Origin of the sequence: Alloactinosynnema sp. L-07, assembly GCF_900070365.1 — a bacterium.
Lineage (GTDB): Bacteria > Actinomycetota > Actinomycetes > Mycobacteriales > Pseudonocardiaceae > Actinokineospora.
Map to the genome: position 1 here is coordinate 3351816 of NZ_LN850107.1, position 23906 is coordinate 3375721.

At 68.6% G+C, this 23906-nt stretch carries 24 protein-coding genes and 4 tRNA genes; 15 read left to right on the forward strand and 13 right to left on the reverse strand.

The annotated features are described in order from the left end of the window. Positions 1 to 129: 129 nt before the first annotated feature. Together BN1701_RS14765 and BN1701_RS14770 are read right to left on the reverse strand one after the other, a co-directional pair. Positions 130 to 1614: a M28 family peptidase gene (locus tag BN1701_RS14765; protein ID WP_054049273.1), complete on the reverse strand. Its 1485-nt coding sequence runs from the start codon at positions 1612 to 1614 to the stop codon at positions 130 to 132. Continuing rightward, the gene (locus BN1701_RS14770; protein ID WP_157367986.1) at positions 1611 to 3125 is read right to left on the reverse strand and encodes a M28 family peptidase; all 1515 of its coding nucleotides are present in this window, start codon (positions 3123 to 3125) and stop codon (positions 1611 to 1613) included. Before BN1701_RS14770 ends, BN1701_RS14765 begins: the two co-directional genes overlap by 4 nt. A gap of 220 nt (positions 3126 to 3345) precedes the next feature. Here BN1701_RS14770 and BN1701_RS14775 point away from each other — a divergent pair, with 220 nt between their 5' ends. From BN1701_RS14775 to BN1701_RS14810, 8 genes are all read left to right on the forward strand, one after another. Next, entirely contained in the window at positions 3346 to 4824 is a 1479-nt protein-coding gene (locus BN1701_RS14775) for a PLP-dependent aminotransferase family protein (RefSeq protein ID WP_369800544.1), read from the forward strand. A gap of 160 nt (positions 4825 to 4984) precedes the next feature. Next, entirely contained in the window at positions 4985 to 5413 is a 429-nt protein-coding gene (locus BN1701_RS14780) for a hypothetical protein (protein WP_172803253.1), read from the forward strand. Further along, complete coding sequence (locus BN1701_RS14785) at positions 5407 to 5631, forward strand: helix-turn-helix transcriptional regulator (protein ID WP_054049279.1); 225 nt, start codon at positions 5407 to 5409, stop codon at positions 5629 to 5631. Before BN1701_RS14780 ends, BN1701_RS14785 begins: the two co-directional genes overlap by 7 nt. Then, the gene (locus tag BN1701_RS14790; RefSeq protein WP_054049281.1) at positions 5628 to 6590 is read left to right on the forward strand and encodes an NAD(P)-dependent alcohol dehydrogenase; all 963 of its coding nucleotides are present in this window, start codon (positions 5628 to 5630) and stop codon (positions 6588 to 6590) included. The genes BN1701_RS14785 and BN1701_RS14790 overlap by 4 nt, the downstream gene beginning before the upstream one ends. Before the next feature lie 150 nt (positions 6591 to 6740). Then, positions 6741 to 7250: a YbaB/EbfC family nucleoid-associated protein gene (locus BN1701_RS14795; RefSeq protein ID WP_054049283.1), complete on the forward strand. Its 510-nt coding sequence runs from the start codon at positions 6741 to 6743 to the stop codon at positions 7248 to 7250. Further along, positions 7250 to 7567, forward strand: a complete 318-nt coding sequence (locus BN1701_RS14800) for a hypothetical protein (RefSeq protein WP_054049285.1) — start codon at positions 7250 to 7252, stop codon at positions 7565 to 7567. Before BN1701_RS14795 ends, BN1701_RS14800 begins: the two co-directional genes overlap by 1 nt. Next, positions 7564 to 8895 carry a toxin glutamine deamidase domain-containing protein gene (locus tag BN1701_RS14805; protein ID WP_054049287.1) on the forward strand — a complete coding sequence of 444 codons (1332 nt, stop codon included), beginning with the start codon at positions 7564 to 7566 and terminating at the stop codon, positions 8893 to 8895. The genes BN1701_RS14800 and BN1701_RS14805 overlap by 4 nt, the downstream gene beginning before the upstream one ends. Further along, positions 8892 to 10166 carry a YrhB domain-containing protein gene (locus BN1701_RS14810; RefSeq protein ID WP_067520728.1) on the forward strand — a complete coding sequence of 425 codons (1275 nt, stop codon included), beginning with the start codon at positions 8892 to 8894 and terminating at the stop codon, positions 10164 to 10166. The genes BN1701_RS14805 and BN1701_RS14810 overlap by 4 nt, the downstream gene beginning before the upstream one ends. Before the next feature lie 27 nt (positions 10167 to 10193). Here BN1701_RS14810 and BN1701_RS14815 read toward each other — a convergent pair whose 3' ends face one another. After that, a complete protein-coding gene (locus BN1701_RS14815; protein WP_054049289.1) occupies positions 10194 to 11027 on the reverse strand; it encodes an MBL fold metallo-hydrolase in 834 nt (277 codons plus the stop codon). 26 nt (positions 11028 to 11053) lie between these two features. Continuing rightward, positions 11054 to 11341 (reverse strand): hypothetical protein, encoded by a 288-nt coding sequence (locus tag BN1701_RS14820; protein ID WP_054049291.1) that lies wholly within the window; start codon positions 11339 to 11341, stop codon positions 11054 to 11056. Between the two features lie 302 nt (positions 11342 to 11643). On the opposite strand from BN1701_RS14820, the gene BN1701_RS14825 reads away from it, so the two are divergent. Both BN1701_RS14825 and BN1701_RS35550 read left to right on the forward strand, forming a co-directional pair. Then, positions 11644 to 12000, forward strand: coding sequence for a hypothetical protein (locus BN1701_RS14825; RefSeq protein ID WP_054049293.1), 357 nt, complete (start codon positions 11644 to 11646; stop codon positions 11998 to 12000). Positions 12001 to 12044: 44 nt separating this feature from the next. Continuing rightward, positions 12045 to 12296 carry a hypothetical protein gene (locus BN1701_RS35550; RefSeq protein WP_157367987.1) on the forward strand — a complete coding sequence of 84 codons (252 nt, stop codon included), beginning with the start codon at positions 12045 to 12047 and terminating at the stop codon, positions 12294 to 12296. Between the two features lie 14 nt (positions 12297 to 12310). Here BN1701_RS35550 and BN1701_RS14830 read toward each other — a convergent pair. The 4 genes from BN1701_RS14830 to BN1701_RS14845 all read right to left on the reverse strand — a co-directional run bounded on the left by BN1701_RS14830 (position 12311) and on the right by BN1701_RS14845 (position 13163). Beyond that, positions 12311 to 12385, reverse strand: a tRNA-Val gene (locus BN1701_RS14830). Position 12386: 1 nt separating this feature from the next. Further along, positions 12387 to 12458: transfer RNA gene (locus BN1701_RS14835), tRNA-Cys, on the reverse strand. Positions 12459 to 12538: 80 nt separating this feature from the next. Continuing rightward, positions 12539 to 12611 (reverse strand) — tRNA-Gly (locus BN1701_RS14840). 126 nt (positions 12612 to 12737) lie between these two features. Beyond that, positions 12738 to 13163, reverse strand: a complete 426-nt coding sequence (locus BN1701_RS14845) for an SsgA family sporulation/cell division regulator (protein ID WP_018687187.1) — start codon at positions 13161 to 13163, stop codon at positions 12738 to 12740. Between the two features lie 378 nt (positions 13164 to 13541). Here BN1701_RS14845 and BN1701_RS14850 point away from each other — a divergent pair, with 378 nt between their 5' ends. Beyond that, complete coding sequence (locus BN1701_RS14850; RefSeq protein WP_054049295.1) at positions 13542 to 13952, forward strand: TIGR02611 family protein; 411 nt, start codon at positions 13542 to 13544, stop codon at positions 13950 to 13952. Between the two features lie 49 nt (positions 13953 to 14001). Further along, positions 14002 to 14073, forward strand: a tRNA-Val gene (locus tag BN1701_RS14855). 253 nt (positions 14074 to 14326) lie between these two features. On the opposite strand, the gene BN1701_RS14860 is transcribed toward BN1701_RS14855, so the two are convergent. Then, positions 14327 to 14728, reverse strand: coding sequence for a tyrosine-type recombinase/integrase (locus tag BN1701_RS14860; RefSeq protein ID WP_172803254.1), 402 nt, complete (start codon positions 14726 to 14728; stop codon positions 14327 to 14329). 171 nt (positions 14729 to 14899) lie between these two features. Between BN1701_RS14860 and BN1701_RS14865 the strand changes: the two genes are divergently transcribed. Further along, on the forward strand, positions 14900 to 15340 hold the full coding sequence (locus tag BN1701_RS14865; protein WP_054049299.1) for a hypothetical protein: 441 nt from the start codon (positions 14900 to 14902) through the stop codon (positions 15338 to 15340). Between the two features lie 230 nt (positions 15341 to 15570). On the opposite strand, the gene BN1701_RS35555 is transcribed toward BN1701_RS14865, so the two are convergent. Further along, on the reverse strand, positions 15571 to 15759 hold the full coding sequence (locus BN1701_RS35555; protein ID WP_054049301.1) for a hypothetical protein: 189 nt from the start codon (positions 15757 to 15759) through the stop codon (positions 15571 to 15573). Here BN1701_RS35555 and BN1701_RS14875 point away from each other — a divergent pair. Together BN1701_RS14875 and BN1701_RS14880 are read left to right on the forward strand one after the other, a co-directional pair. Beyond that, positions 15752 to 16702, forward strand: a complete 951-nt coding sequence (locus BN1701_RS14875; protein ID WP_197672094.1) for a helicase C-terminal domain-containing protein — start codon at positions 15752 to 15754, stop codon at positions 16700 to 16702. The two genes, BN1701_RS35555 and BN1701_RS14875, sit on opposite strands and share 8 nt — an antisense overlap. A 321-nt stretch (positions 16703 to 17023) precedes the next feature. After that, complete coding sequence (locus BN1701_RS14880) at positions 17024 to 17824, forward strand: class I SAM-dependent methyltransferase (RefSeq protein ID WP_054049305.1); 801 nt, start codon at positions 17024 to 17026, stop codon at positions 17822 to 17824. 90 nt (positions 17825 to 17914) lie between these two features. Here the strand turns inward: BN1701_RS14880 and BN1701_RS36445 are convergent, their stop codons facing one another. The 3 genes from BN1701_RS36445 to BN1701_RS14900 all read right to left on the reverse strand — a co-directional run bounded on the left by BN1701_RS36445 (position 17915) and on the right by BN1701_RS14900 (position 23900). Continuing rightward, positions 17915 to 18190, reverse strand: a complete 276-nt coding sequence (locus BN1701_RS36445) for a pentapeptide repeat-containing protein (RefSeq protein ID WP_172803413.1) — start codon at positions 18188 to 18190, stop codon at positions 17915 to 17917. A gap of 1040 nt (positions 18191 to 19230) precedes the next feature. Beyond that, on the reverse strand, positions 19231 to 20085 hold the full coding sequence (locus BN1701_RS14895) for a hypothetical protein (protein ID WP_054049311.1): 855 nt from the start codon (positions 20083 to 20085) through the stop codon (positions 19231 to 19233). Continuing rightward, complete coding sequence (locus BN1701_RS14900; protein WP_054049313.1) at positions 20082 to 23900, reverse strand: RHS repeat-associated core domain-containing protein; 3819 nt, start codon at positions 23898 to 23900, stop codon at positions 20082 to 20084. The genes BN1701_RS14895 and BN1701_RS14900 overlap by 4 nt, the downstream gene beginning before the upstream one ends. Positions 23901 to 23906 lie beyond the last annotated feature (6 nt).

The following is a 23906-nucleotide window of genomic DNA, read 5'->3' on the forward strand; positions in this document are numbered from 1 at the left end:
GATCGTTTTGGCCCGTGCCGGTGAACGCGCAGGGCCGGGTGGGGCGTGATCGCCCCACCCGGCCCGGCCAAACGGGTCCCGCTACTCCCACACGCCCATGGTCGTCGCTTGACCGCTACGACGGCGCCCTCACGCGCGCTCACCGTCCACTGTGGCCGTTACCGCCGCCCACACGACCCGCGACGACGCCCGGCGGTCCCGTGGCGGCACCCCGTTGACGTCCTCGGTGGACATCGCGTAGGTGCCGGTGGCGAAGGCCAGCGCGTCGGCGTTGCGGGACAGGATCTCCCGGTTGATGTTGCCCAGGTTGTCGCACGGCGCGAGGTTGCACGGGTCGAAGGCGATTCCGGCCGTACCGCCCCACTTCGCCGCCTGCGCGGGCGACTTGATGTGCGGGATGCCCGCGAACGGCCCGCCGGTGGGGATGCCCGCGGCGATGAAGGTCGCGTAGTTGCCCTGGCCGACAACGGGAGCGGGTTCGGTCTGCACCCCGATCCCGGTCATGAAGTCCACAAAGGTCTTCTCGATCTGCGCCGACCCATAGGGCATCGGCCCTGCCTGCCCCGCGGAGTTGTCGCCGTCGAAGACGAAGTGGCCGCCGTTGGGCGAGCCGAGCGGGCCCACGTCGAGGTACATCGCGATGTCGAGCCGCTGTTCGTCGTTCAGCGAGTTCAGGTACGGCGCCGCGCCCGAGTGCGGCACATCGGCGCCCCAGAAGGCGAAGCGCACCGCGTTGTTGATCCGCGGGGAGCCGCCGAGCTTGCGCGCCAACTCCAGCGTCGCCGCCCCGTTCGACCCGTTGTCGTTGACGCCGGGCGACGTGGTGACGCTGTCGGAGTGGGTGCCGAGCAGGATGACGTTGTCCTTGCGCCCGGTGCGGGTCTGGGCGATGACGTTGTGCGACACGGTCGCCTCGACGTGCCTGCGCACCTCGACGTTCGTCGACACCCCACCCAGCCCGGTGAGCCTCGCGCCGTCGGCCGACCCGAGCATGACCGCCGGGATCCGGGCCTGCGCCGGGTCGACCACGCCGCCCACGGCTCCGACGGAGTGGTTGTAGAACACGACCGCGACGGCACCCAAACCGGTCGCCACCAACAGCTTCTGGGTGTAGGGACACCCGCCGCGCTTGACCAGCGCCACGGCGCCGGAGGTGGTCAGGCCCGCGTAGTCGGCGGCCTGACAGCCGGAGTCGGCGTCGGCGGGCACGACCGCGAGCGGGCCGGTGACGCCGCCGACCGCGGTGTCCGGCGACCCGATCAGCGGGTTCGGCGCCAGGCTGGTGGCCCCGGCGGCCACCACGGCCCGGTCGATGACCACGCGGTCATAGGTGAACTCGTGCGAGGTGACGTCGAACCCGGCCGTGCGCAGCGAGTCGGTGATGTAGTCCTGCGTCTTCGTGTAGCCGGGGCTCGGGTCGGCGCGGTGGCCGCCGTTGCGGTCGGCGATGCGCTGGAAGGCGATCAAGTGCCGGTTGACGCCGTCGAGGGTCACCCGCTCGACGAGCCGTTCCGCCAGGGTCGGCCTGGCCTGCGGCGCCGCGTGCGCGGTGGCCACCGGCAGTGCCGCCAGGACGAGGACTGCCAAGGCGAGCGCACCGCGGCCGCGGCTCACTCGGCACCGCCTAAGGTGGTCGCCTTCAGCGCGACGGCGGCGCGGGCCTGCGCCCGCTGTTCCCGCGCGGGAACGCCGTTGACGTCCTCGGTGCTGGTGGCGTAGCCACCGAGCACGAACGCCAGCGCGTCGGCGTTGCGGTCGAGCACGGCACGGTCGACGTTGCCGAGGTTGTCGCACGCCTGCTGGTGGCAGCGGTCGAAGGACACACCCGCGGTGCCGCCCCACTTGGTGGCCTGCGCCGGGGTCTTCTGGCGGTAGGACCCCGCGTAGAGGCCGCCGGTCGGGATCGCGGCCATGATGAACTGGCTGTGGTCCCACTGGCGGTCGAAGTTGCTGCCATCGGCCTGGATCTCGCGTCCCGCCAGGTAGCGCACGAACGCCTGCTCGATCTGCGCGGAGCCGTACGGCATCGGACCCACCGAGCCGGTCGAGTTGTCGCCGTCGTAGACGAAGTAGCCCGCGTTCCTCGACCCGATCGAGTTCGAGTTCAGGTACATCGCGATGTCGAGCTGCTGCTCGAAGGTCAGCGACTTCAGGTAGAACCCTGCGGCGGTCTTGTCCACGTCCTCCGCGCCCCACCAGGCGAAACGCACGGCGTTGTTGACCCGCGGGGCCGGGCCCAGCTTCAGCGCGATCTCCAGCAGGGCCGCCGAACTGGTGCCGGTGTCGTTGATGCCCGCGCTGGTCGGGATGCTGTCGAGCTGCGCGCCGGTCATGACCACGTTGTCGGTGCGGCCCGTGCGGGTCTGGGTGACCAGGTAGCGGCTGGTGGTCATCTCCCGGTGCGTGCGAATGTCCACAGTGGTCTGCGTACCCGCGACCGCGGTGAGCGCGAGACCCTCGGCGGTGGTCAGGCCCGCGGTGGGGATCTTGGACTGGGCCGGGTCGACTCCGCCGTAGCCGGGGCCTTCGACGTGGTTGTAGACCAGCGCGGCGACAGCGCCCGCCTGCGCGGCCACCAGCTGCTTCTGGGTGAAGGAGCAGCCGCCGCGCTTGATCAGCGCGATCGCGCCCGTGGCGTTGATGCCCGCGTAGTCCTCGATCTGGCAGCCGGGGTTGGCGTCGACGGGGACGGCCACGAGCGGACCGGTGAGCCCGCCGACGGGGGTGCTCACCGAGTCGGTCATCTGCAAGGGAACGGCGCGGACCGAGCCCGCCGTGACAGTGGCCGCGTCCACGACGATGCGGTTGTAGGTGAACTCCGGCGTGCTGACGTCGAAGCCCGCCGCGCGCAGCCTGCCCGCGACGTAGTCCAGGCTCTTCTGGTAGCCCGGCGTGTGCGCCGCGCGGGTGCCGCCGTTGGTGTCGGCGATGCGCTGCAGGGCGATGAGGTGGCGGTTGATGTTGTCGGCGGTCACCGCTTTGGCGAGCTTGGTGCCCAGCGCGGCGGGGTCGGCGGGCGCGGCGTGGGCGGCGGGCGTCGTGGCGAGCACGGTGCCCGCGATCGCGACGGCCACGGCGCAGCGGCGCCGCCAGTTTCGGTTCGGACGTGGCGTGGATGGGGACACGGGAACTCCCTCACAATCGGTACCGCGAGCCCGCGGCGCGGGTGGTCACGTGCCGCAGCCTGCCGGGTGGACCGGGTGCGATCCCGTGCCATTTCGGACCAAGGTGGATCGGAATCGGGCCACATCAGGGAATCCACCGTCGTGTGCTTCACGGTCGCGGCGCTGTGCGCTAGCGTCTGCGATCCACGAGAGGGCAACGACCATGCCAATGGAGCGCGAAGTGGACCGGTCGAGCGACGCCGGCGCTCTCGCCGGCCTGATCGGCGACTGGGCGGCGCGGAAGGGGCCGCTCTACCGCAAGCTGTCCGAGGCCTTGAGCCTGCTGATCCGCGAGGGCGTGCTGCGCACGGGCGACCGGCTGCCGTCCGAGCGCGATCTGGCCAAGACGCTCGCGGTGAGCCGCGCGACCGTCGTGGCGGCCTACGACGAGCTGCGCGGCGCCGGTCTCATCGAGAGCCTGCGCGGCAGCGGGACCAGGGTGATCGCGAAGGTGCGGCCGAGGTCGGCCGCCGCCGACGGGCGGGTGCCCGGCGGCCGAGCCACGTCCATCTTCCAGCGGATGGTCGACGGCCCCAGCGAGCTGATCTCCCTGGCGTTCGCGGGTGAGCCCGCCGCCGACGAGGTCGGCGACGCGCTGGCCGAGCTGGTCCGGCACGGGCTGCCCGAGCTGATGTCGGACTCGGGCTACCACCCGCGCGGCTACCCGCCGCTGCTGGAGGCGATCTCCGAACACCTCACCCAGCACCGCCTGCCCACCGTCCCCGACCAGGTCCTGGTCACCACGGGCGCCCAGCAGGCCATCGGCCTGATCGCCCAGATGTACCTGCGCCCCGGCGCCACGGTCGTGGTCGAGTCGCCGAGCTGGCCCGGCTGCCTGGACGTGTTCCGGGCGGCGGGGGCGAAGCTGGTCGGCGTGCCCTTGGACGAGGAGGGCGTGCGCACCGACGGCCTGAGCCATGCCTTCGCCGACGCTCCCGCGCTGGCCTACCTCATGCCGACCTACCACAACCCGACCGGCACGCTGATGTCCGCCGATCGGCGCAGGCAGATCGCCGAGTTGGCCGCCCGCTTCGACGTCCCGATCGTCGAGGACAACGCCTACAGCGCCTTCGCCACCACTGACGGCAGGCCACACCCGCCCGCCATCGCCGCCTTCGCAGGCGGCACCGCCGAGGTGCTCACCGTCGGCTCACTCGCCAAGGCCGTGTGGGGCGGGCTGCGGATCGGCTGGATCCGCGGGCCAGGTGAGGTCATCGAGCGCCTGGCCCGGCACAAGGTCCGGGCCGACCTGGCCAGCCCGGTCCTCGACCAGGCCATCGCGGTGAGCCTGCTGCCCAAGATCGTCGACATCGCGGGCGACCGCGCCCACCGGCTGCGCCCCCGGCTGGACCACCTGTGCCACCTGCTGACCGACCAACTCCCCCAGTGGCGCTGGCGGGTCCCCGACGGCGGGTCGGCGCTGTGGATCGAGCTGCCAGACACCGACGCCCAGGTCTTCGCCCAGGTCGCCTTGCGCCACGGCGTGGAGATCGTCCCCGGCTCGGCCACGGACCCGTCGGGCGACCACGACACCTTCATCCGGCTCCCCTACACCTTCCCGGTGCAGGTGCTGACCGAGACCGTGACCCGCCTCCGCCGCGCGTGGATCGAGTTGCGCAGGCACGGCCCGACAACGGATCCGATGCAGACCCTTTTCTGACGAGGCGTGAGAACCTCTGCGCGAGGAACGGCCCGCGGTCGACGCGACTCTCGTCAACGCAGCCGCCTTTGACCAAACATCGGAGTCAAAGACTCTTGACATGGTGTCCGCGACACCTTACATTCGACGATGTCAAAGTTGTTTTACATTGGGGGTCGGCGTGGCACTCGAAGAGAAGCGCGCGTGGATCATGGGGCTGGTCACCGCCTGCACGTATCTGACCTACCTCGTCATCATCCTGAGCCGCGCAGGCGACGGGCCGCTGACTGAGACGCCCTATGTCGCGGCTCTATTGTGGACCATTGGTGTGGCGATCGTCGTGACGATCGTGCTCAGCATCGCCGCCGAGATCACCACGCCGAAGGACTCCCGGAAAAAGGACGAGCGGGACCGAGGGATCGAGCGGTTCGGTGAGTACACCGGCTACTCGTTCACCGCCATCGGCGGGGTATCGACGCTGGCCATGGCCATGGCCGAGGTCGACCACTTCTGGATCGCCAACGCGATCTACCTCGCGTTCGCGCTGTCCGGCCTAATCGCTTCCATGGCCAAGATATCCGCCTACCGTCGGGGATTTCAGTCGTGGTGAAGTCGACCAAGGTCACGAACTCGATCCGGGCACTGCGGTTCGCCAACGGCGAGATGACCCAGGCGGCGCTCGCGGAACGGATCGGCGTGACCAGGCAAACCATCATCGCCGTCGAGCAGGGGCGTTATTCGCCGTCGCTGGAGATGGCATTTCAGATCGCGCGGGTCTTCAAGGTTCCACTCGATGACGTTTTTCAGTACCCAGGGGAGAAATCGTGAAAGCGATCGTGTACGACAGATATGGCCCGGCGGACGTGTTACGGCTCGCCGACATGGACACACCGAAGCCCGGCGATGACGAGGTACTCGTGCGGGTCCACGCGGCCGGGGTGGACTACGGGGTGTGGCACCTCATGACCGGGCTGCCGCTCCCGGCCCGCGCGGCCCTCGGCTTGCGCGCACCCAGGAACCCCATCCTGGGCCGGGATGTCGCGGGAACGGTCGAGGCGCTCGGCGCCAACGTGACGAAGTTCCGGGTCGGCGACGAGGTGTTCGGCACTTGCGCAGGCTCGTTCGCCGAGTACGCGTGCGTGCCCGCGGCGCGATGCGTGCCGAAGCCCGCGAACCTGACCCTCGAACAGGCGGCCGCGGTCCCGGTCTCGGGCCTCACCGCGCTGCACAGCCTGCGCGACAACGTCAAGACCGGCGACAAGGTCCTGATCATCGGCGCGGGCGGCGGGGTGGGCACGTTCGCGGTGCAACTCGCGAAGGCCTACGGCGCCTCCGTGACCGGCGTGTGCAGCACCGGCAAGATCGACCTGGTCCGCTCGATCGGCGCGGACGACGTCGTCGACTACACCCAAACGGACTTCGCCGACGGGACACGGCACTGGGACCTGATCATCGACATCGCCGGGATGCGGCGACTGTCCCACCTGCGCCGCGCCCTCACCCCGAAGGGCAGGCTGATCATCGTCGGCGGCGAGGGCGGCGGCCGATGGCTCGGCGGAATGGACCGCCTGCTCCGAGCGATCCTGCTGTCCCCTTTCGTGAGCCAGCGCCTGGGCGGCGTGATCTCCGTGGAGCGCGGCGAGGACATCGAGGAACTACGCACGCTGATCGAGGCAGGCAAACTCACCCCGGTCATCGACCGCACCTTCCCGCTCGCCGACGCCGCCCAGGCCGTCCGCTACCTGGAGGAAGGCCGCGCCCGGGGCAAGGTCGTCATCACCATCTAAATCGCACAGTCATGGGCAAGTTGCGGTCCGTCGGCCGCATCTCCCCTGCCATCCGGCCTAGTCGAACCATCCGTCAAGGCGATCTTCATCCGGCCCTCCACAGCTAGGATCAGATGAAGATCGGCTTCGACGGGGATTTGGGGGCAGCCGGTGTTCAGCGACGACGTGAGCCGCATTCTGCGGCTCGGCGATCCCGACCAGGTGGCCGACGGCCTCGAACGCTGGCAGCGTGAACTCGCCGACCACGCCGCGAAATTCGACCGGATGCAGCAGGCCGCGGCCGCGCTCCGGGTCACCGAGACCGCCGCCGACGGCGGGCTCAAAGTCACCTGCGACGCCGTGGGCCAGGTCGTCGAGATCATCACCAACGACCGCCTCGAAACCCTGCGCACCGATCAGATCGGGCCCGCTGTGCTGGCCTGCATCCGCCGCGCGCAGCAGACATTGGCCGACCGGCTCGCCGAAACCGCGGCGGAAACCATGGGCGACGACCCGATGAGCCGCGGCCTGGCCGAGCAGTTCCGTGCCCAGTTCGCCCGCCCCGACGACGCGGAGGGTGAAACGGGCGGCACCGAGGCCCCGCAGCCGCGATCGCGGGGCACCCGACCCGATCCCCCCGACGATCCCGGTGACGGCCCGATCCGGTGGGAACACCTCTGATGGCCGACGGGTACAGCGTCACCGAGGACACCCTGCGCGCGCACGCGGACAAGGTGCGCGCCATTTGCGGCAAGCTGGACGCGGCCCAGGACGCGGCCAACGCCCAGGGCGTTCCGGAGGACGCGTTCGGGGTGCTCGCGAGCCAGGTCGGGTTGCCCGGCTGGTTCACCGGCTCCGTGCATGAGCGCGGGATCAGCGCGGTGCGCAACGCGATCGCCCGGGTGGAGGAGATTCGCGCGATCCTGACCGAGGTCGACGAGCAGTACGCGGCGGTCGAGGACCGCCGCGCCGAGGCGTTCAACCGGATCCAGCCGTGACGGCCCCCATCCCCCCGGCGCCGAACCCGCTGGTCGCCCAGCCTGACGCCGGGGTGTCGTGGTTCACCGGCATCGGTCCCATCGAGGCACTGGACACGATCGCCGAGGGGTTCGACAACGGCAGCTGGGTCCAGACCGGCCTGGGCACGGTCGGTCTGGCCGCCGAGGCGGTCTCCACCTGGTTCGACCCGATCGGCACGGTCATCCGGTGGGCGGCGTCGTGGTTGATGGAGCGACTCGAACCGGCCAAGCGGTTCCTCGACTGGCTCGGCGGGAACCCGCCGGTCATCGAGGCGCACGCGGCGACCTGGAAGAACGTGTCCGGCCTGCTGGCCTCCACTGCCGAGGACATCGAGAAGGCTGTTTCCACCGACCTGGCGCAGTGGACCGGCGACGCGGCCGCGACCTACCGGGCGCAGATCGCCGAGCACGTCACCGGCCTGCGCGAGGCGTCCACGCTGTGCGCCACCGCGAGCGGGCAGGCCACCCTGATCGCCGCCGTCGTCGGAGCGGTTCGGGCCACTGTCCGCGAGCTGATCGCCGGCCTGGTGAGCTGGCTCGTGCAGTCCATCGGGTGGGTGGTCCTCACCGGCCCGTTCGGTGCGACCCAGGCGGTCCGCACCGCGATCGCGGAGATCTTCCGCGTCACCGGCGTGATCTCCGAACTGGTCGCCAAGCTCTCCCGGTCGTTCGCGACGCTGCGCGCCAAGGTGCCCGCGCTGATCGACGTGTACGACCAGGTGATCGCCAAGCTCGCCCCAAAGAAGACCTCGCCCCGCCTCGGCGCCCGCCGACCGACCGCAAGACCGCCGACCGCCAGACCGCCGAGCACCACACCGGCGATCCACGCCGGGACCATGCCTGAGGCAACGGCCGCCGACTACCTCAGGAAGATCTTCCCCCACCTGGAAGGGATCAACGCACAGGCCTACCAGCAGAACCTGCGCTGGGCAAGAACCAACTGCGCGCGCGCAGCGGTCGCTTTCGAACGCATGATGCGGCGGGGCACGCCCGAGGTCGCGAGGCGACGCCCGAACATGGTCCAGGAGGACACCGTCGCACAGCTGTACGGCCGGGATTGGGAGGTCATCGGCACCCCGCGGCAGAACGCAGGCACCAGGTGGAACACCATCACCGCGACGGTGGACGCGTTGCCGGTCGGCGGCCGCGGCATCGTCTCCATCGAACGCACAGACGGCACCTCGCACGTCATCAACGTCTTGCGGACCGGCGACGGTGTCGTCTACGTCGACGCGCAGCTGGGCACGCTGGCCGAGTTGGAGCCAACGGGCGTTCGGCTGCTGAGCCTCATGGTCACCCACCCGTGAACGACCTCATCGCCGTGCGTGCCGCCATCGCCTGGCTCGACCACGTGCACGGCGGGCGGGTCGGGCTGGCCGATCCGCAACCGGTGGCGGAGACGGCCGGTGCCGTCGCGTTCGCTTGCCACCCGCTCGACCCGGCAGCCACCCCACTGCTCACCGCCGCAGTCGCGGTCCCCCGATCCGGGGCGAGCCCGTTCCACCCGGCCACCGCGAACCCCTGGTCAGACCTGGCCGACGACCTCGCCGCCCGCTCCCCCGCTCTCCAGGCGCGCCGCACCAACGCCCGCGGCTACCTCGTCGCGGTGGACGCCGCCATCGACGGCGGCACCGCCTCCGCCGTCCCATGGCACCCCGACCACGAGTCACCCGGCTGGTGGGACCGCTTGGTGGAAAAGCACTTCCCGTCCTCCGCGGTGTCCACATTCGACAGTTGGGACACCGTGATCGGGGCGATGGCGTCGGCCGGGCCCGACGCGCGGGGCGCGATCTGGGTGCGCCGGGAGCTGCGCGGGCAGCTGATCACCGGCAACCTGGTGCACGCGCACGTCGCTGACGGGGCTGTGGTCATATTGGACGGCCAACGAGGCGGACTCGCCGAACTGGAGACCGAGAACCTGCGCGACCTCGTCCTTGCGCTCTCGCACCGTCCCCGTCCGGCCGCCACGCCCGCGCCGTGGCGGGCGGCCGCCCCGGACTTCCCGTCGGCCGTCGCCAAGGCCAGGGCCTGGCTGATCCTGCGGCCCGGCGACGACCTGGTGCTGATCGACCCGGCGCCGCAGGACGAGTCGCGCCGTGGCTGGCTGTTCGCGTGCGCCGCCGCGCGGTACGTCGAGCGGGGCGACTGGCGCGACCAGACGCTGGACGGGGCACTGGTGGTCCCGAAGGACGCTCGCGCGCCGTTCGGCCTGCCCAACGCCCGACCGTGGCAATGGTTGGAGCGATGGGACAACGGCGAGTGCGACGCGGTCCCGTCCCCTGGCTCGGGCGAGGCGAGCTGGTTCGCCGCGACGATGCCACAGCTCGGCCCCGTGCTGTCCGCGTCGACGCATCCGGACGTGCGGTCCGCTCTAGTCGAGCTGGCGATGCTCCCCGTCGGCGCGCGGGCGCTGCTGTGGCTGCGCCGACGGGACCGACGCGGACGCGAGTCGGTCGGCATGCTCGCCAACGCCGCTTCCACCGACACCGGCCTCCTGCTGGTCGACGGCATCACGGGCCAGGCGGCCGAACTGGACGTGGACGACGTCCTGGCCACCCACGTGATCCGCTACCACTAACACACCCCTGGCCATTCAAGGGATTCGTTAGCCGGGCGTCTCGTCGCGCCCGCTTGCCGGGGCGAAGCGCAGGCGTTGCCCTTCGTGAATGTCGCTGACCCATTCCCAGCCAGGCTCGGCCGATGAGATCCGTGGGTCGTCGCGAACTTCCCTGTCGCGCAAGGCATGTACGTACGCGCGGTCCTGTTCGATCCGTGCGCTTAGCTGATCGGCTCTGCCGACGGATCCGTGACCCGGGATGACGACATCGACGTCGCCCGCGACGGCTTCGAGTAGTCGCAGCCCCACGAGGTAGTCCTCGATCGGGTTGTTGGTGCTGTTCACGTCGTCGAGCATCGGGATGAAGACATCGGAGAGCATGTCGCCTGCGACGAGGACCCTGCGTTCTTCGATCAGCAGTGCCGCGTGGCCGGGGGAATGCGCCGGATGCTCGATTATGCGCACTTGGGGGCCATCCCAAGGAATCCGCGTGGTTCCGGCGGGCAGACCGGTGATGAGGCCGAACAGGTCCAGCGGTGTCTCCTCGGCGATCTCCGGCGGCAGCCCCGCGGAGACGCGGGCCTTCCAGTCCGCGTTCGCCAGCAGATCTCGCATGGCAGCCGCACAGCGGGCGGTACCGTACCGAGGCGCGTCGCCGAGTTCGGGATGCCAGAGCACGTGATCCCAATCAGGATGCGTCGAGAACCCTGCTACTACGGAACGGCCAAGCTCACGAAGGTCATTCGCCAGGCAGACCATTTCATCGCCCCGGATCCCGGGGTCGATCAGCAACACGCCTGCCCGGCCTTGCACGACAACGGCGTTGTTCCGGAGCAACTCGCTCTGGTGGACCAGCACACCCTCAGCAACCTGCGTCAACATGGAGTCTCCTCTGTTCTTGTCCTGGCTCAGCCGAGAGCCATGGCGGCAACTTGGACGAGTGCGACGAAGAGAACCCCGAATCCCACGCCCGCGATGGTGCCATCGATGAGGCTTCCCGCGTCCGCGCCGGTCGATCCGACGTGGTCTCGCGGGAGACCAGCCAGATCCCGGAAGTGCGGCGAGCACTCCGATCCAGACCAGCCAGCCAGGACGATCTGCCACGAGGAGTGCCTGCGCGAGCCGACGCCGCCGATGTAGTCCGCCGCGCCATACGCGAGAGCTGACGAGAGCGCCAGGAGGATTCCGAGGTTCACGGCATCGACCTTGGGGCCGATGCGGTCCAGTCGGAAGGTCCAGTGAGGGACCTGTGGAGCAGACCATTTGGTGTACTGGTGGCATGACGGTGGACTGGGCACGCGGTGGCCCCGACCTCCTGGTGGTGCTGGACCGCGGCGCAGGCCCGCTCGGGCCGTGTCTACCTGACCGCAACCCTGTCCGACGACAGCGTGCTGGTGACCAACCTCAACGCCAGTCCCAAAGATCTGGCAGAAGTAGTCACGCCACCCCGGCCCAAGTCCTGGCCATCGCGGGCAGGATGCGGGCCTGTGATGGGCTGATGGCCGTCACCGCCGCCTATACCGGCATGCGGTGGGGCGAACTGGCAGGGCTGGCCTGGAAGCACGTCCTCCTCGACGCCCCCACCCCACTCATCAAGGTCGACCCGAAGCAGGGCGCATTGCACGAGGTCGGCGGGAGCCTGACGCTCGGTACGCCGAAGACACCGGCAAGCGTCCGGCCCATCCACCTGCCACCGTTTCTCGTTGACCTGCTCCGCGCGTGGCGGGAACAGCGGCACGGGCCGACGGTGTTTCCGTCCCCGGACGGCGGCTACCACCGACGCTGCAACTTCGGCGTCGCGCCTGGCTGCCCGCCGTCGGCGGTGACCACCTGCGTGGGTGGGACCCGATCCTGACCGGGCTGCACTTTCACGACCTACGCCACAGCCACAAGACATGGATGATCGAAGACAACATCCCTGACGTCCTCCAAGACGCCCGACTTGGCCACAGCAAACAAGGGGTTCGCGGGATCTACTCCCACGTCACCGACGTGATGACCACTACCCTTCTCGCCGCACTCCAGCAGCGGTGGGAGCAAGCCGGGCGCGACCTCTACCCAAACCGAGATGTGGTCAAGATCGTCTGCTCCCAAATTGCTCCCAGAAATGCCGAACGGCCCGCCGGTGAAGATCACCGACAGGCCGTCTGACCAGCGTAAACGCGTGGTGGGCGATACTGGGATTGAACCAGTGACCCCTACCGTGTCAAGGTAGTGCTCTCCCACTGAGCTAATCGCCCGAGGCGGAGACGGGAATCGAACCCGTGTACAGGGCTTTGCAGGCCCTTGCCTAAGCCACTCGGCCACTCCGCCATGACAGAATTCCGAGGCTCGGCGCTCCGTCACTTCTCGAATAGAAACTCGAGGCCGGCACAGAGGCCGATCGACTTCCGAGCGGACGACGAGATTCGAACTCGCGACCCTCACCTTGGCAAGGTGATGCGCTACCAGCTGCGCTACGTCCGCAGTCCCAGAGTTTCGGGAGTCCTAGGCCCTTGTTGGCGCCTCGTTTCCCTCCGCTGTGGTACGAGAGGAACTCTATCCGACCCCCGTCCGACGCTCCAAATCGGGGGTCCCCTTAGGCCTGTTCCCTCAGGTCAGGTCGGTGGAGATCAAGTGCGTGAGCGCCTCGTCGACGTCGACCCAGAGGTGTTCGTTGCCCGGGACGACGACGTCGTAGGTGCGGTCGAGGAAGTCGGCGAGCTCCTGCGCGGACGCCTCGAACACGGCGTGGCCGGAGGGGGAGCTCAGCTCGATCACGACGACCTCGGGGTCGTCCACGGCGGGGCGGATGCGGACATCGCCGTCGCCCGCCTCGGCGATGAGGCCGTCGGCGAGCAGATCGCGGGCGAACACCCACTCGACCCACCCGGCCCGGCCGGTCCGGAACGCGGCGACGACGGCGTACGGGTCACGGGTGTCGTAGCGCAGTTCGACCTTCACCGGGACCGCGGGGGTCCTCGGTGCCAAGAGGTCGAACACCGCCGTCGACCGCAGCGTGACGTGATCGTTTCGCATCGTCGCTACCCTTCTGCTCCCTTCCCAGTCGAACGACTGAGTCCCGCACAATGTGACGCCCCAACTCGCCGATTAGGACGCCTGACGGACTTTCTTCACCCGTCTGGGCCACTCCCGTGCGCGCTGGGCAGTCATGCCGCTTCGTTCTGTCACGAACTATCGCGAGGCTCCTCCATAGTGGCTGGTTTTCGGCCAACCTGGTAGCGGCCGACACCTGATTGTTGGCGTGCTGACATTTCCCAGATTGGAAATGTGAGGCTGACCTGCGGCTGACCGAAACACTGTGGCAAGAACCACGTTGACGCAGGTCACGGCCGTCACCATGCCAACCGGCGACGGGCGCAGCACAATGGTGCAAATGGGCGAAGGGCGGTCCCCGTGACCAGTGACACCCGCGAGAACGGCGCCATGCGCCCCGATTGGGCCGACCGCAACGCCACCACCCGAATGATCTGGAGGGTCGGGGTGGGCGTCGTCGGCGGCATCGTGCTCGCCGCGGGCATCGTGATGATCCCCTACCCCGGCCCCGGCTGGCTCGTCGTCTTCGCGGGCCTGGCCATCCTCGCCGTCGAGTTCACCTGGGCCCACCGCCTCCTGCGCTACGCCCGCGGCAAATACGACGCCTGGACCGACTGGCTGGGCCGCCAACACCTCGCCGTCCGCATCCTCATCCTGCTGCTGACCGCGGTGATCGTCGTGGCCACCATCTGGCTGCTGAACGGATTCGGCCTGATCGCGGGCTGGTTCGGGATCGACTGGCCCTGGCTGCGATCCCCGATTTTCACATGATCGGACCCACCCTGTAGAGTTCCCCCAACGACGCGGCCCCGGCCGCGACGGGCGATTAGCTCAGCGGGAGAGCACTTCGTTCACACCGAAGGGGTCACTGGTTCGATCCCAGTATCGCCCACAGACTCGGGCGAGTCGTGTTCACGGAAAGCGTGAACCGGCTCGCCCGTCGTCATCTCTGGGGGGGGCCGAGCCCCCCCAGACCCCCACGGTGCGGCAACTCGCGATCCAGCGTGGTCCCGAAGTTGTGATAAGCCGTGACAAGGTCCACAGAACGCCACAAAGCCCTGACCAGCACGGTCAGGGCTTTGTGGCGTTTTCGGAGCATGGCGAGTAAGCCCACAACGGGCTGCTGGTAGCTAGAGCTGTAGCTATCAGGGCGATCCAGGGACCGTCTGATCATCTGGCGGCGGCGACACGAAGAGCCCGCTGATGCTCTCCGCCGGGTCGCGGTCGAGGTCGGGCACGTCCTCGGAGTAGGTGTCCAGAATGAACGCCACCGTGGCATGGCCCAGTCGGGAACTGACGATCTTCGGATGGACGCCAGAGCGAAGAGCGATGGTGGCGTAGCTGTGTCGAAGGCCGTGCAGCGTGATCAGCGGCAGTCCCGCCTTGTCCACCAGGCGGTTGAACCTCTCGCTGATCGTGTCCGGGTAGATCGGTCGACCGTCCTCCCCGGAGAAGACCAGGCCATCGTCGTGATATCCGTCCCCAAAGTCGCGCTTCTGCTGGTCGAGTCGTGCCAGGTGCTCTCGCAGAACCGCGACCGTGAACACGTCGTGCGCTATCTGACGGCGGCTTCGCTTGCTCTTTCCACCACCGTCGCGGACGGACTTACCCGCGATGACCACAAGCGGTCGAGCGGATCACGCGTGAGCGTGAGATCGTTGGGATCACCCGACGGGTGGGGTGCTCGGGGCGGCGGCCGGGCAGGTTAGGTTGCCTGGGTGAGTGTCCTTGATGATGTGGCCGAGCGCGATGGTTGGCGGTGCTGGGTGTGTGACGAGCCGGTCGACCCAGACATGTCGGTGAACGACCCGCGAGGGCCCAGTGTCGACAGTCGGACCGCCGACCGGAAGGCCAAAGTCGCCGAGCGGCTCGCGCACCGGGGGTGCAATACGCGCAAGGGCGCGGTCAAGGTGGTCATCGCCTGGCCGGATCGCCTGCACGTGGTCGAGCCCGCGCCGCTGATCACTGTTGCCGGGAGGCTGGAGCGCAAGGGGGGCCGGGAGATGGTGGCCCGTTGTCCGACCAAGCAGGACGCCCAAGAGGCGGCGGATTGGCTGGTGGACCGGTTTTCCCGACTGGTACCGGGGCTGCCGGTGACCGCCGCCATCGAGGCGGGTGGCGGCCAGTTCCTCGTCATCCTGGCCACCGGCCGCCGCTGACCGGGATCGGCACACCTGCGGCCAAGCACACGCCGCTGACCGCGCGACCGAACGCACGCTCAAGTAGCCGATGATCGGATGGCGGGTGTTGGGGCGTTGCCAGATGTACCTAGATCGCGCCGTGGCACCACGGGTGAGTGGTGGTGCGGGTCGGTGGTGATCGCTCGCGCTCGTTGCGCGGTCCTCGGAGCATGCGAGGAGGGTGACGATGCGGCGGGGCGATGTCGTTGTCAGGGTGTGGTCTGGTGTCGGACGGCTTTGGCGATGGTGCGGATACCGTTCCGGATCTGGGGTTCGTTGACGTTGCCGAATCCGAGTACGAGGGCGGGCGGTTGCGGCTCGGTTTCCGCGCCGGCTTGCGGGAACCGGTAGTGGGCGAGTCCGTTGACTCGGACGCCCATGGTCGGCGCGGTGGTCACGACGGCTTGCTCGGATGTCCCGTCGGGCAGACCTAGCAGCGCGTGGCAGCCTGCTGCTCCAGGCAGCGCGGCCGACCTCGGCGACCGCCTTGTGCTAGCGCCGGTCGAGATCAACTCGAAACTCGACGACCAGGCCGTGCGCAAGCTGGCCAAAGACTTCTCGCTCGGCGACCGCGACGCCGACGGCGTCATGGACGCCCGGCGCGTCAACGTGGTCGTGCTCGTCCCCAGCACTGCCAAGGCCAACCTCTGGCGCCCCCTGGCTGATCGCGTGCACTACGTGAAGGACCTGGAGAAGGGCGTCGCCGAACTCGTCGCCGGGCATGTCGGCCTGGTCGTGCTGGTCAACAAGTACGACGGCGTCGACCTCCCCGGCACCGCGTGTGAACTGCTGGTGATCGACGGCATCCCGCGGCCGCTGGACGCCGTCGAGCGCCGAGAAGCGTCCGCTCTCCACGACAGCCCTACCCGACGAGCCCGCGACGTGCAGCGCATCGAGCAGGGCATGGGCCGCGGCGTGCGCGACGTCAACGACCACTGTGCGGTGCTGCTGATGGGCGCCGGGCTCGGTCTGGCCGTGCACGACGACACCTGGTTGGGACTGTTCTCCCCAGCCACCCGCGCCCAGCTGCGGCTCAGCCGCGACGTCGCGCTTCAACTGCAGGTCGCAGGCCTGGACGGCATCCGCGCCGCGCTGACGTTCTGCCTGGACCGAGGTCCGCAGTGGGTGCAGCGCAGCAAGTTCGACAGCACCCGCTGGGCTAGGCCGCCGTGGTTAAGCGCGATCAGGTTGACCCACTGCGCGAGCGGGCGCTCCATGTGCCGGGGAACGTCGACGAAGTACTCCGGCGGCGGCAGCAGCCCGGACTCGCGCTCGGCCAAAGTGGGAATGGGGCGAGCGGGTGCGGGCGCGCGGTCTCGTCGATCATGCCGGGCACGGTAGCGGCGGGCACCGACTGGACCGGGTGATACAGCGGATTATCACCCGGTAAACGTGATGAGTTGCGTTGGACGCGACAACTCATCACAGCCGAGGTATTCCCGCTCCGGCCTGCAGGTGGGGCTGCCCGCGACGACTCCCCCGATCCAGGTGTGCCTGATCGCGTGACGGCTGCCGGCAGGCCGGGGACCTGAGGCTCGGTTAGCTTTCGTGCGTCCGACGCACGATTCGCCCGCCATCGCGGGATCGGTCTGTCAGGCCGCCGAGCACCGCGGTCTCGATCTGACTCGTCCCTCGCGGTTGTCACGGTCGTAACCTTGTCGCGTGGACGAGCACAAGTCCTGGCTGGCCGGGGTGTTCGACCGTGCCTCACCCACCTACGACCGGGTCGGCGGCGCCTACCACGAGCGTTTCGCGCGACGGCTGGTGGAACTGGCCGGTATCGCGCCAGGATCCCGGCTGCTCGACGTCGCCTGCGGTCGGGGCGCGGTGATGCTCGCGGCCGCGGAGACGGCGGGGCCATTGACCGGGATCGACCTTTCCCCTGCCATGATCGAGCTCGCCTCGGCGGAGCTTCGCGCGGCCGGTGTCGACGGGTTTCAGCTGCTGGTCATGGACGGCGAGCGGCTCGCGTTCCCCGACGCGAGTTTCGACGCGCTGACCGCAGCCTTCGTGCTCTTCTTCCTGCCCCATCCCGACCGCGCCGCGGCCGAGTTCCGCCGAGTGCTGCGGCCGGGCGGTCGTCTCGCGGTGTCCACCTGGGCGGAAGACGACGACAGGTGGACGTGGGAGGACGAACTGTTCGCCGCCGCCGGGACACCGCGGCGCAGGCCATTGCGCAGGCCATTCGACCGGGCCGAAGACGTGATCGAGCTGTTCGCCGACGCCGGTTTCGCCGACCTGCGTTCCCACCACGACGAGAGCGACATCGTCTTCGCCAGCGAACAGCAGTGGTGGGACTGGCATTGGTCGTTCAGCCTGCGGGGAATCCTGGAACAGCTCGACGAGCGAGCCGTGGCCACCCTCCGCGCCGCCGCGTTCCGGGAGATGGCGGCACTGAAGACGTCCGAGGGCTACCCGATGCGCCTCAACGCCTGGTTCATCACCGGCGCGGCTCCGCGCTGACGGCATCGAGGGCGAGACATCGGCACAGTCCTCATAGACCGGCACCGCGTGCAAACTCGCGACAGTTGAATACGTGACCTCACCAGTTGATCAGTCTCCGGCGGGCGACTCGGCCTCATTCGCCGATGGCGACGCGAACTGGGCCACCTTCGGCGGCACACCCCCTTCGAATCGCGCGCCTGCGAAGGTCGTCCACGGCGACGACGTCGTGCGGTCGACCCAGCGGGTGCTCGGGAAAGTTGCCCCATCGAATCGGGCGGCGTCGGTGAAGGTGGCGTCGCCGAACCAAGTGTTACCGGTGAACACGGTCTTGCGGAACCAGGCGTCGCCGGTGAAGGCAGCCCCGTCGAACTGGGCGTCGCCGATGAAGGTGGCCTCGCCGAAGAAGGCAGCGCGAACGGCGCACCCAGCAAGGGAAAGTGGATGAGAGCGGCGCTGGAGAGTTCAAGATCGATATCGGTCCAGAACGTATCGACCGTGTGGTCGCGGTTGCCGCCGGGACGTAGGTGGTGCGTCAGGATGCGTTGCGCGGCAAGGCGAACCTCGCGGTCCTGGACAAGGTCGCGGTAGTCTCTGCGCTGCTCGGGATCAGCATCGGCTGCGGGCGGATCGCCCGGCAGCGTAAATGGCATGCGCAGGTAGGAGCACAGCACGTTGACGATGGTCTGCCGCTGCGACTCGTTGCCTTGGGCCAAGCGCTCCAGGGCATAGAGACCGCCGAGGCGGACCGGCGCCTTGTCCGAGCCGAGCTGCTCGACGGCTTTGGCATACATGTCGGTGATCCGGCGGGCTTCCGCATCGTGCTCGCTGACCAAGGCGATGCGTTCCTGCAAGGCGTAGGCGCGGGCGACGTCGGCTAGGTCGCGGTCCTTCTGTTTGAGTGCGATCTCCGCGGTGCGCTGGCGTCGGGCGGCCAGCAGCAGCGCCGCCGCGCCGCCGGTGCCGACCACGATGGTGCCCGCGGTGCGGATGGCGTCCAGCTGTACCCGGTTCGCCTCGGTGTCGCCGCCGGTGTAGGCCAACAGCAGCCACACCGCCACCCCGACGCCGACCGCCACGATCGACACCGCCCAGCCGGCGATCGCCCTCGGCGAGAGCACGGTGTACCGCACCGGCTGCTGCTCGCCGTCCTTGGACCCCGTCGGGTTCCGTGGCTCGATCGTCATGCGATCAAGCATCGCGCACCTGGCCCCGGCGCTTCATGCCATGTCGGGCCGACCCGGTTCGGGTCGAACTCATCACCCTCGAATACGGGACTTCGCCGGTTTACCGGCTCTTCGCCACCAACCTGGGAGTGGTGGGGAGCCTGTAATGCGCCCGCGTCGCCGACCTCCGCTGACAGGCGGTGGAGGTCCAGCGCGAGGCACCGCAGCCGATCCTTCCTGCCGCGTCCTCTCCATCTCAACTCATCCCAGGTGCGCGAGAACTTCCAGTTGCGTATCAAAACTGCCGAGAGACCTCAACGTCTCGCGGATCTGGTCGAGCAGGGGCTCGTTCGGCGATGGCGGGAACGCGATGACCAGCAGACGGTGCTCTCCGTCGATCAAGTCGACCCCGAGCGTCGGCTCAGCGATAGGGCTCGTCCATCCGTCCGCGGCGGACACGACAAGGTCGACCCGCAGCCGCGATCCCGTGTTCCCGGGCACCCGCGCGATCTTCCTCTGCATCTCGGCCAGTTCCGGATGGGGGCCGATACCGTTCAAGACAAGCGCCGGGAACTCGGCGGGACCGTACCTGCCCGGCAGATCGTCTACATAGTCCCAATATGGCTCGATGCCGAAATGTGCGACGGCGATCTCGCGCACCAGTGATCTATGTAGCACTGCCGCCCGGGTGAGATGCGTTCTAGCAGCATCATCGTCGATCAAGCACAGAGCCGTCGCGTACCCGGCGACGGCCCACTCATCCCACGTGGGCCATCCCAACCACAGGGCATCCGCCAGGGCAGACACGGCAGCGGGGGAACGAGTAGCACCCAACGCCTCGGTAACCAACGTGTGTGAATATGGTGATTCATCGATGCCCGACCGATAGGCCAGCAAAGCCTCACATAGCACCTCGACCACCCCCTCCGACGGGCGCACAATGGCGGCATACGTGTAGCGCTCGAAGGTCCGCCAGTCGTTGGCATTCCATGCCTCAACGAGGCGAGCGACAATGGCTGGCTCAGCTCCCATGACCGCCCGGATTGACTCCGCTGCATCGACGAGGAAATGGGTGGCGCGGAAGATCTCGTCCAACTCCCCGCTCGGATTACTCACCCAACGCCTCCAATCACACGTGCACTCACGACATTCGAATTGAAGTACTGGTCGATCGTAAGCTTACGGAAACCGTACGACACCGCGGGGTTCTCTGCCTTGACATGCAGTATGTCGGAACGTCCATCAGCGCCGGCAACCGACCCAAGGCCCAAGTATTCGTCGTGCCATCCACGTCGCGGCCCGTCCGGGATATCGCCACGCCGGGCCACATTGGGGTCATACATGGCCTTGGTGGAACCACCGTGTAGCTCGAACTCCACCAGAACCGTGTACTTCTTCCCCGCGGAGCCGGAACCGAGATATCCAGCCGAATACTCCTGATTACGGGTGGTGAACAGCTCGGTCCTATTTTCCTGCAGCTGAAGTCTGCCGTTGCCTAGGAGGCGGGAGAATTCTTTGGCGCTCATCGCTCGGTAGAAGCATTCCCGGCCGTTGTTGAAGTATTCGCCGTTGGCGTCGGACTCGCAGTGGCTGGTCTGTTTGCGCTGGTCGACATCGAATCGGGGGCGTCCAGCCGACTCGGCTTCTTCCTGGGGATCGAAGATCTCTGTCGGTGTCGGGTCGAGGAGACCCAGAGCGACCAGCACTTCATCCTCAATGTCCGCGATCCCGTCAGCGACCGATTCGGCAATCGACATCGTCGCGCCCGGCTTGGTGTGCGGGGTGAGCGCGTTGAGGATTGCCCGCAGCTTGTTCTCGTCCGCCTGCACGGTGCGATGACCGCCACCGCCACCGGAGCCACCACCGCCGGACGCCGGTTTGCGCTTGCCCGGCGCAGGCCCTGGCGGGGTCCACGGGCCAGGCGGGTTCGGCGGGGTGTTCGGCGGGGCAGGCGGTCGCCAACAGTCGGTGCGGCACGACGGCCCATCATCTCGGGGATTGGACTTCGCATCTGGACGGGGCCACGGTGTCCGCTGTCCCCTGAGGCTGCCACCGGTCATCGCCTCCTGCGCGGCCTCCTGCGCGATGAAGGTCAATCCGAAAGCGATCAGGTGTCCAGCGACGCAGGCGCCAGCCAAAGCCGGGGCGGCTGGGCCTCCGGCCAGTGCCACAGCGCACGCGTAGTGACCTGTCGGGTCGGTCCGTCCAAGCGGATCACCGCCCGCGTAGCCGTGGCGGTTGGCGTTGGCCAGGTCTCGCGGGTCGAGCATCGCGGTGTCGCGTGAGCCGAAGCCGCCGTTGGTGGGCCGGTACCAGCGGGCTCCCATGTTGACCGAGCCCGTTGTGGGGTCGGTGTATTGGTGTTGGAAGCCGAGTGCGGGTTGTGTTCCGGTGGTGGCGATCTGCTGGCCGAACGGGTCGTATGCGCGCGACGCGGCGGGCGCTCCCGTTGCGGGGTCGACGACGCCGACGAGGTCGGTGTGCCGGTCGGTGAGGGCTAGGCCGGTGAGGCTGCCTTGGCGAACGCCGAGCGGGGTGCCGTTGGGCAGGTAGGTGTAGGTGCCGGTGCCGTCGCCGGTGATGTCTTGGCTGGCTCCGGCGTAGGTGAGGGCGGTGCCGGTGCGGGTGGCGAGCCGTCCGAGGCCGTCGTATTGGTAGGTGGCTGTTGCCTCGCTGGCGAGTTCGTCGAAGGCGTTGAACGCGAGCGCGGTGGTGGTTCCGTTTGTTGTGCTGGAGGCGAGCACGCCGCGCGACTTGTAGGTGTATGTGGTGTCGCCGCGGGCGAGTAGGCGGTTGCGTTCGTCGTAGGTGGAGGTGGTCGGTCCGTCGCGGGTGCGGTTGCCCGCGCCGTCCCAGCCGTAGTCGGTGGTGGTGGTGCCGTTGTTCCACGACGTCAGCCGACCTGCCTGGTCGTAGCCGTAGGTATTGACGGCGGCTCCGGCCAGGCCGGTGACGGTCTTGCCGGTCAGCCGGTCGGCGGTGTCGTAGGTGTAGGCGATTGAGGCGGTGACGGCGCCGGCGGGGTCCTTGGTGGTGTCGGCGGCGAGGCGGTTGAGGTCGTCGTAGCCGTAGGTGCGGGTGGCCTTGCCCGCGCCGTAGCCGATGCTGGTGAGTCGGCTGGCGTCGTCGTATCCGTATGTCGATGTGGTGCCGCTGAGGGGGTCGATCGCGGTGGCGAGCCTGCCCGCGGTGTCGTAGGTGTAGGTGGTGGTGCCCGCGGTGGTGGTCGCCGAGGATTTCTGGCCGTCTCCGCCGAAGGCGAAGGCCGAGGTTCCGCCGGGGCCGTTGGCGTTGACCAGGTGGCCGCGGTCGTCGTAGGTGTAGGTGTTGGTGCCCGTGGGGGCGGAGGCGGACACCAGCCTGCCCAGCAGGTCGCGGCCGAACACGCGGTCCGCGGTCGGGGCGACGGTGCCGCTGCCGGTCTGGCGCACCATGTTGCCCAGCGGGTCGTAGCTGCTGGTCACGGTTACGCCGGCGGGCTTGGCCATCGTGACCAGCCTGCCTTCGGCGTCGTAGGACGCGGTGTAGGTGCGGTTGGACAACGCTGAGGTCGCCGCGGTCGAGGGCTCGACGGTGGACTCGGTGCGGCCGCGGCTGTTGATGGTGTAGGTGGTGCGGTTGCCGTTGCCGTCGGTCACGCGGGTGACGTGCCCGGCCGGGTCGTATCCCCAGCTTGTGGTGATGGCCTGGCCCGCGGCGATCGGCTGGCTCACCGAGCGCAGTCGGTTGAGCGCGTCGTAGGTGTTCGTCGTGGTGACACCGGCTCCGTCGGTGGCGGTGAGCTGGTTGCCGACCGGGTCGTAGGTGACCGACCGCGTCCGCTGGGTTTGACCGGCGGGGTTTAGTTCGGTGCGGGTCTTGACTCTTCCGGCTCCGTCGTATCCGTAGGTGACCTTGTTGCCGAGGGGGTCGATGGACGAGGTGATGCGGTCGAAGCCGTCGTAGGTGAACTTGGTGCTCTTGCCGGCGGCGTCGATGGTGGTCAGCGGCCTGCCGAGGCCGTCGTTGTCGAAGGTCGTGACCCGGTTGTCCGGGGTGGTGACGGCCGCCAGACCACCGAAGTCGTTGTAGCGGTAGCGGGTCGTGAGGTTCCTGGTCGGGGCCGGAATACGCTCGACGACGGTTTCGGTGATCTTGCGGCCGAGTTCGTCGTAGGTGAAGGCCTTGGTGGCACCGGTCGGGTCGATGGTGGTCAGCTGCTCACCCAGCGGGTCGTAGGTGGCCGTCCACACTCCCGGCTGGCTGTTTCCGGGCAGAAGAGGATCGGTACGTCGGGTCTGGTTGCCGAGTTGGTCGTAGCCGAATGTCGTCTTGGCGCCCGCCGCGTCGGTCCACTCGAGAACTCGCCCCATGCCGTCGTAGGCGAACTGGATCTGCCCGCCGACCGCGGCGCCGGTGTCGGGACGGGTGTAGGCAGGTTGTGTGACCGATGCAGTCCGCCCCAGCTTGTCGAGTGCGGTGGTGGTGCGGTTGCCGTTGGCGTCGACGGACTCGGTCAGTTCCCCGAAGGTGTTGAACCCGATGGACATCGTCGGGGCTGCGGCGGTCGCTGCGGCGCCGTTGGTCTCGACCTGAACCTGCGGCTGGGTGACCTTGGTGCGCTGTCCGGTCGCGTCGTAGCGGTAGGTGGTGACGTTGCCCCTGGCGTCGGTTGTGCTCAGTGCCAGGCCCCGCTGGTCTCGCGTCGTGCGGGTGAGGTGGCGGGCGGCGCCGTCGTGCTGGGTCGAGGTGAGCTCGCGGCCCAGTGGGTCGTAGGTGTAGTCGATCTGCCGTTCGGTGACGCCCTGCGGTGACTTCTGGACCAGCGAGGTGATGTTGTCGTCGGCGTCGTACGTGCGCTTCACCCATCGGTGGGAGCCGGTGGCCCACTGCTGGTCGACAGTTTTTTCCTCGGTGATGCGGCCTTCCGGGTCCCGGGTGTAGAGGGTCATGGGGAG

What these genes read in the sequence shown, in the direction of transcription:
- BN1701_RS14800 (WP_054049285.1), top strand. Translation starts at nt 7,250, where the DNA reads ATGGCCGACGGGTACAGCGTCACCGAGGACACCCTGCGCGCGCACGCG.
- BN1701_RS14815 (WP_054049289.1), bottom strand. Translation starts at nt 11,027, where the DNA reads ATGTTGACGCAGGTTGCTGAGGGTGTGCTGGTCCACCAGAGCGAGTTG.
- BN1701_RS14825 (WP_054049293.1), top strand. Translation starts at nt 11,644, where the DNA reads ATGGCCGTCACCGCCGCCTATACCGGCATGCGGTGGGGCGAACTGGCA.
- BN1701_RS35550 (WP_157367987.1), top strand. Translation starts at nt 12,045, where the DNA reads ATGATCGAAGACAACATCCCTGACGTCCTCCAAGACGCCCGACTTGGC.
- BN1701_RS14845 (WP_018687187.1), bottom strand. Translation starts at nt 13,163, where the DNA reads ATGCGAAACGATCACGTCACGCTGCGGTCGACGGCGGTGTTCGACCTC.
- BN1701_RS14900 (WP_054049313.1), bottom strand. Translation starts at nt 23,900, where the DNA reads ATGACCCTCTACACCCGGGACCCGGAAGGCCGCATCACCGAGGAAAAA.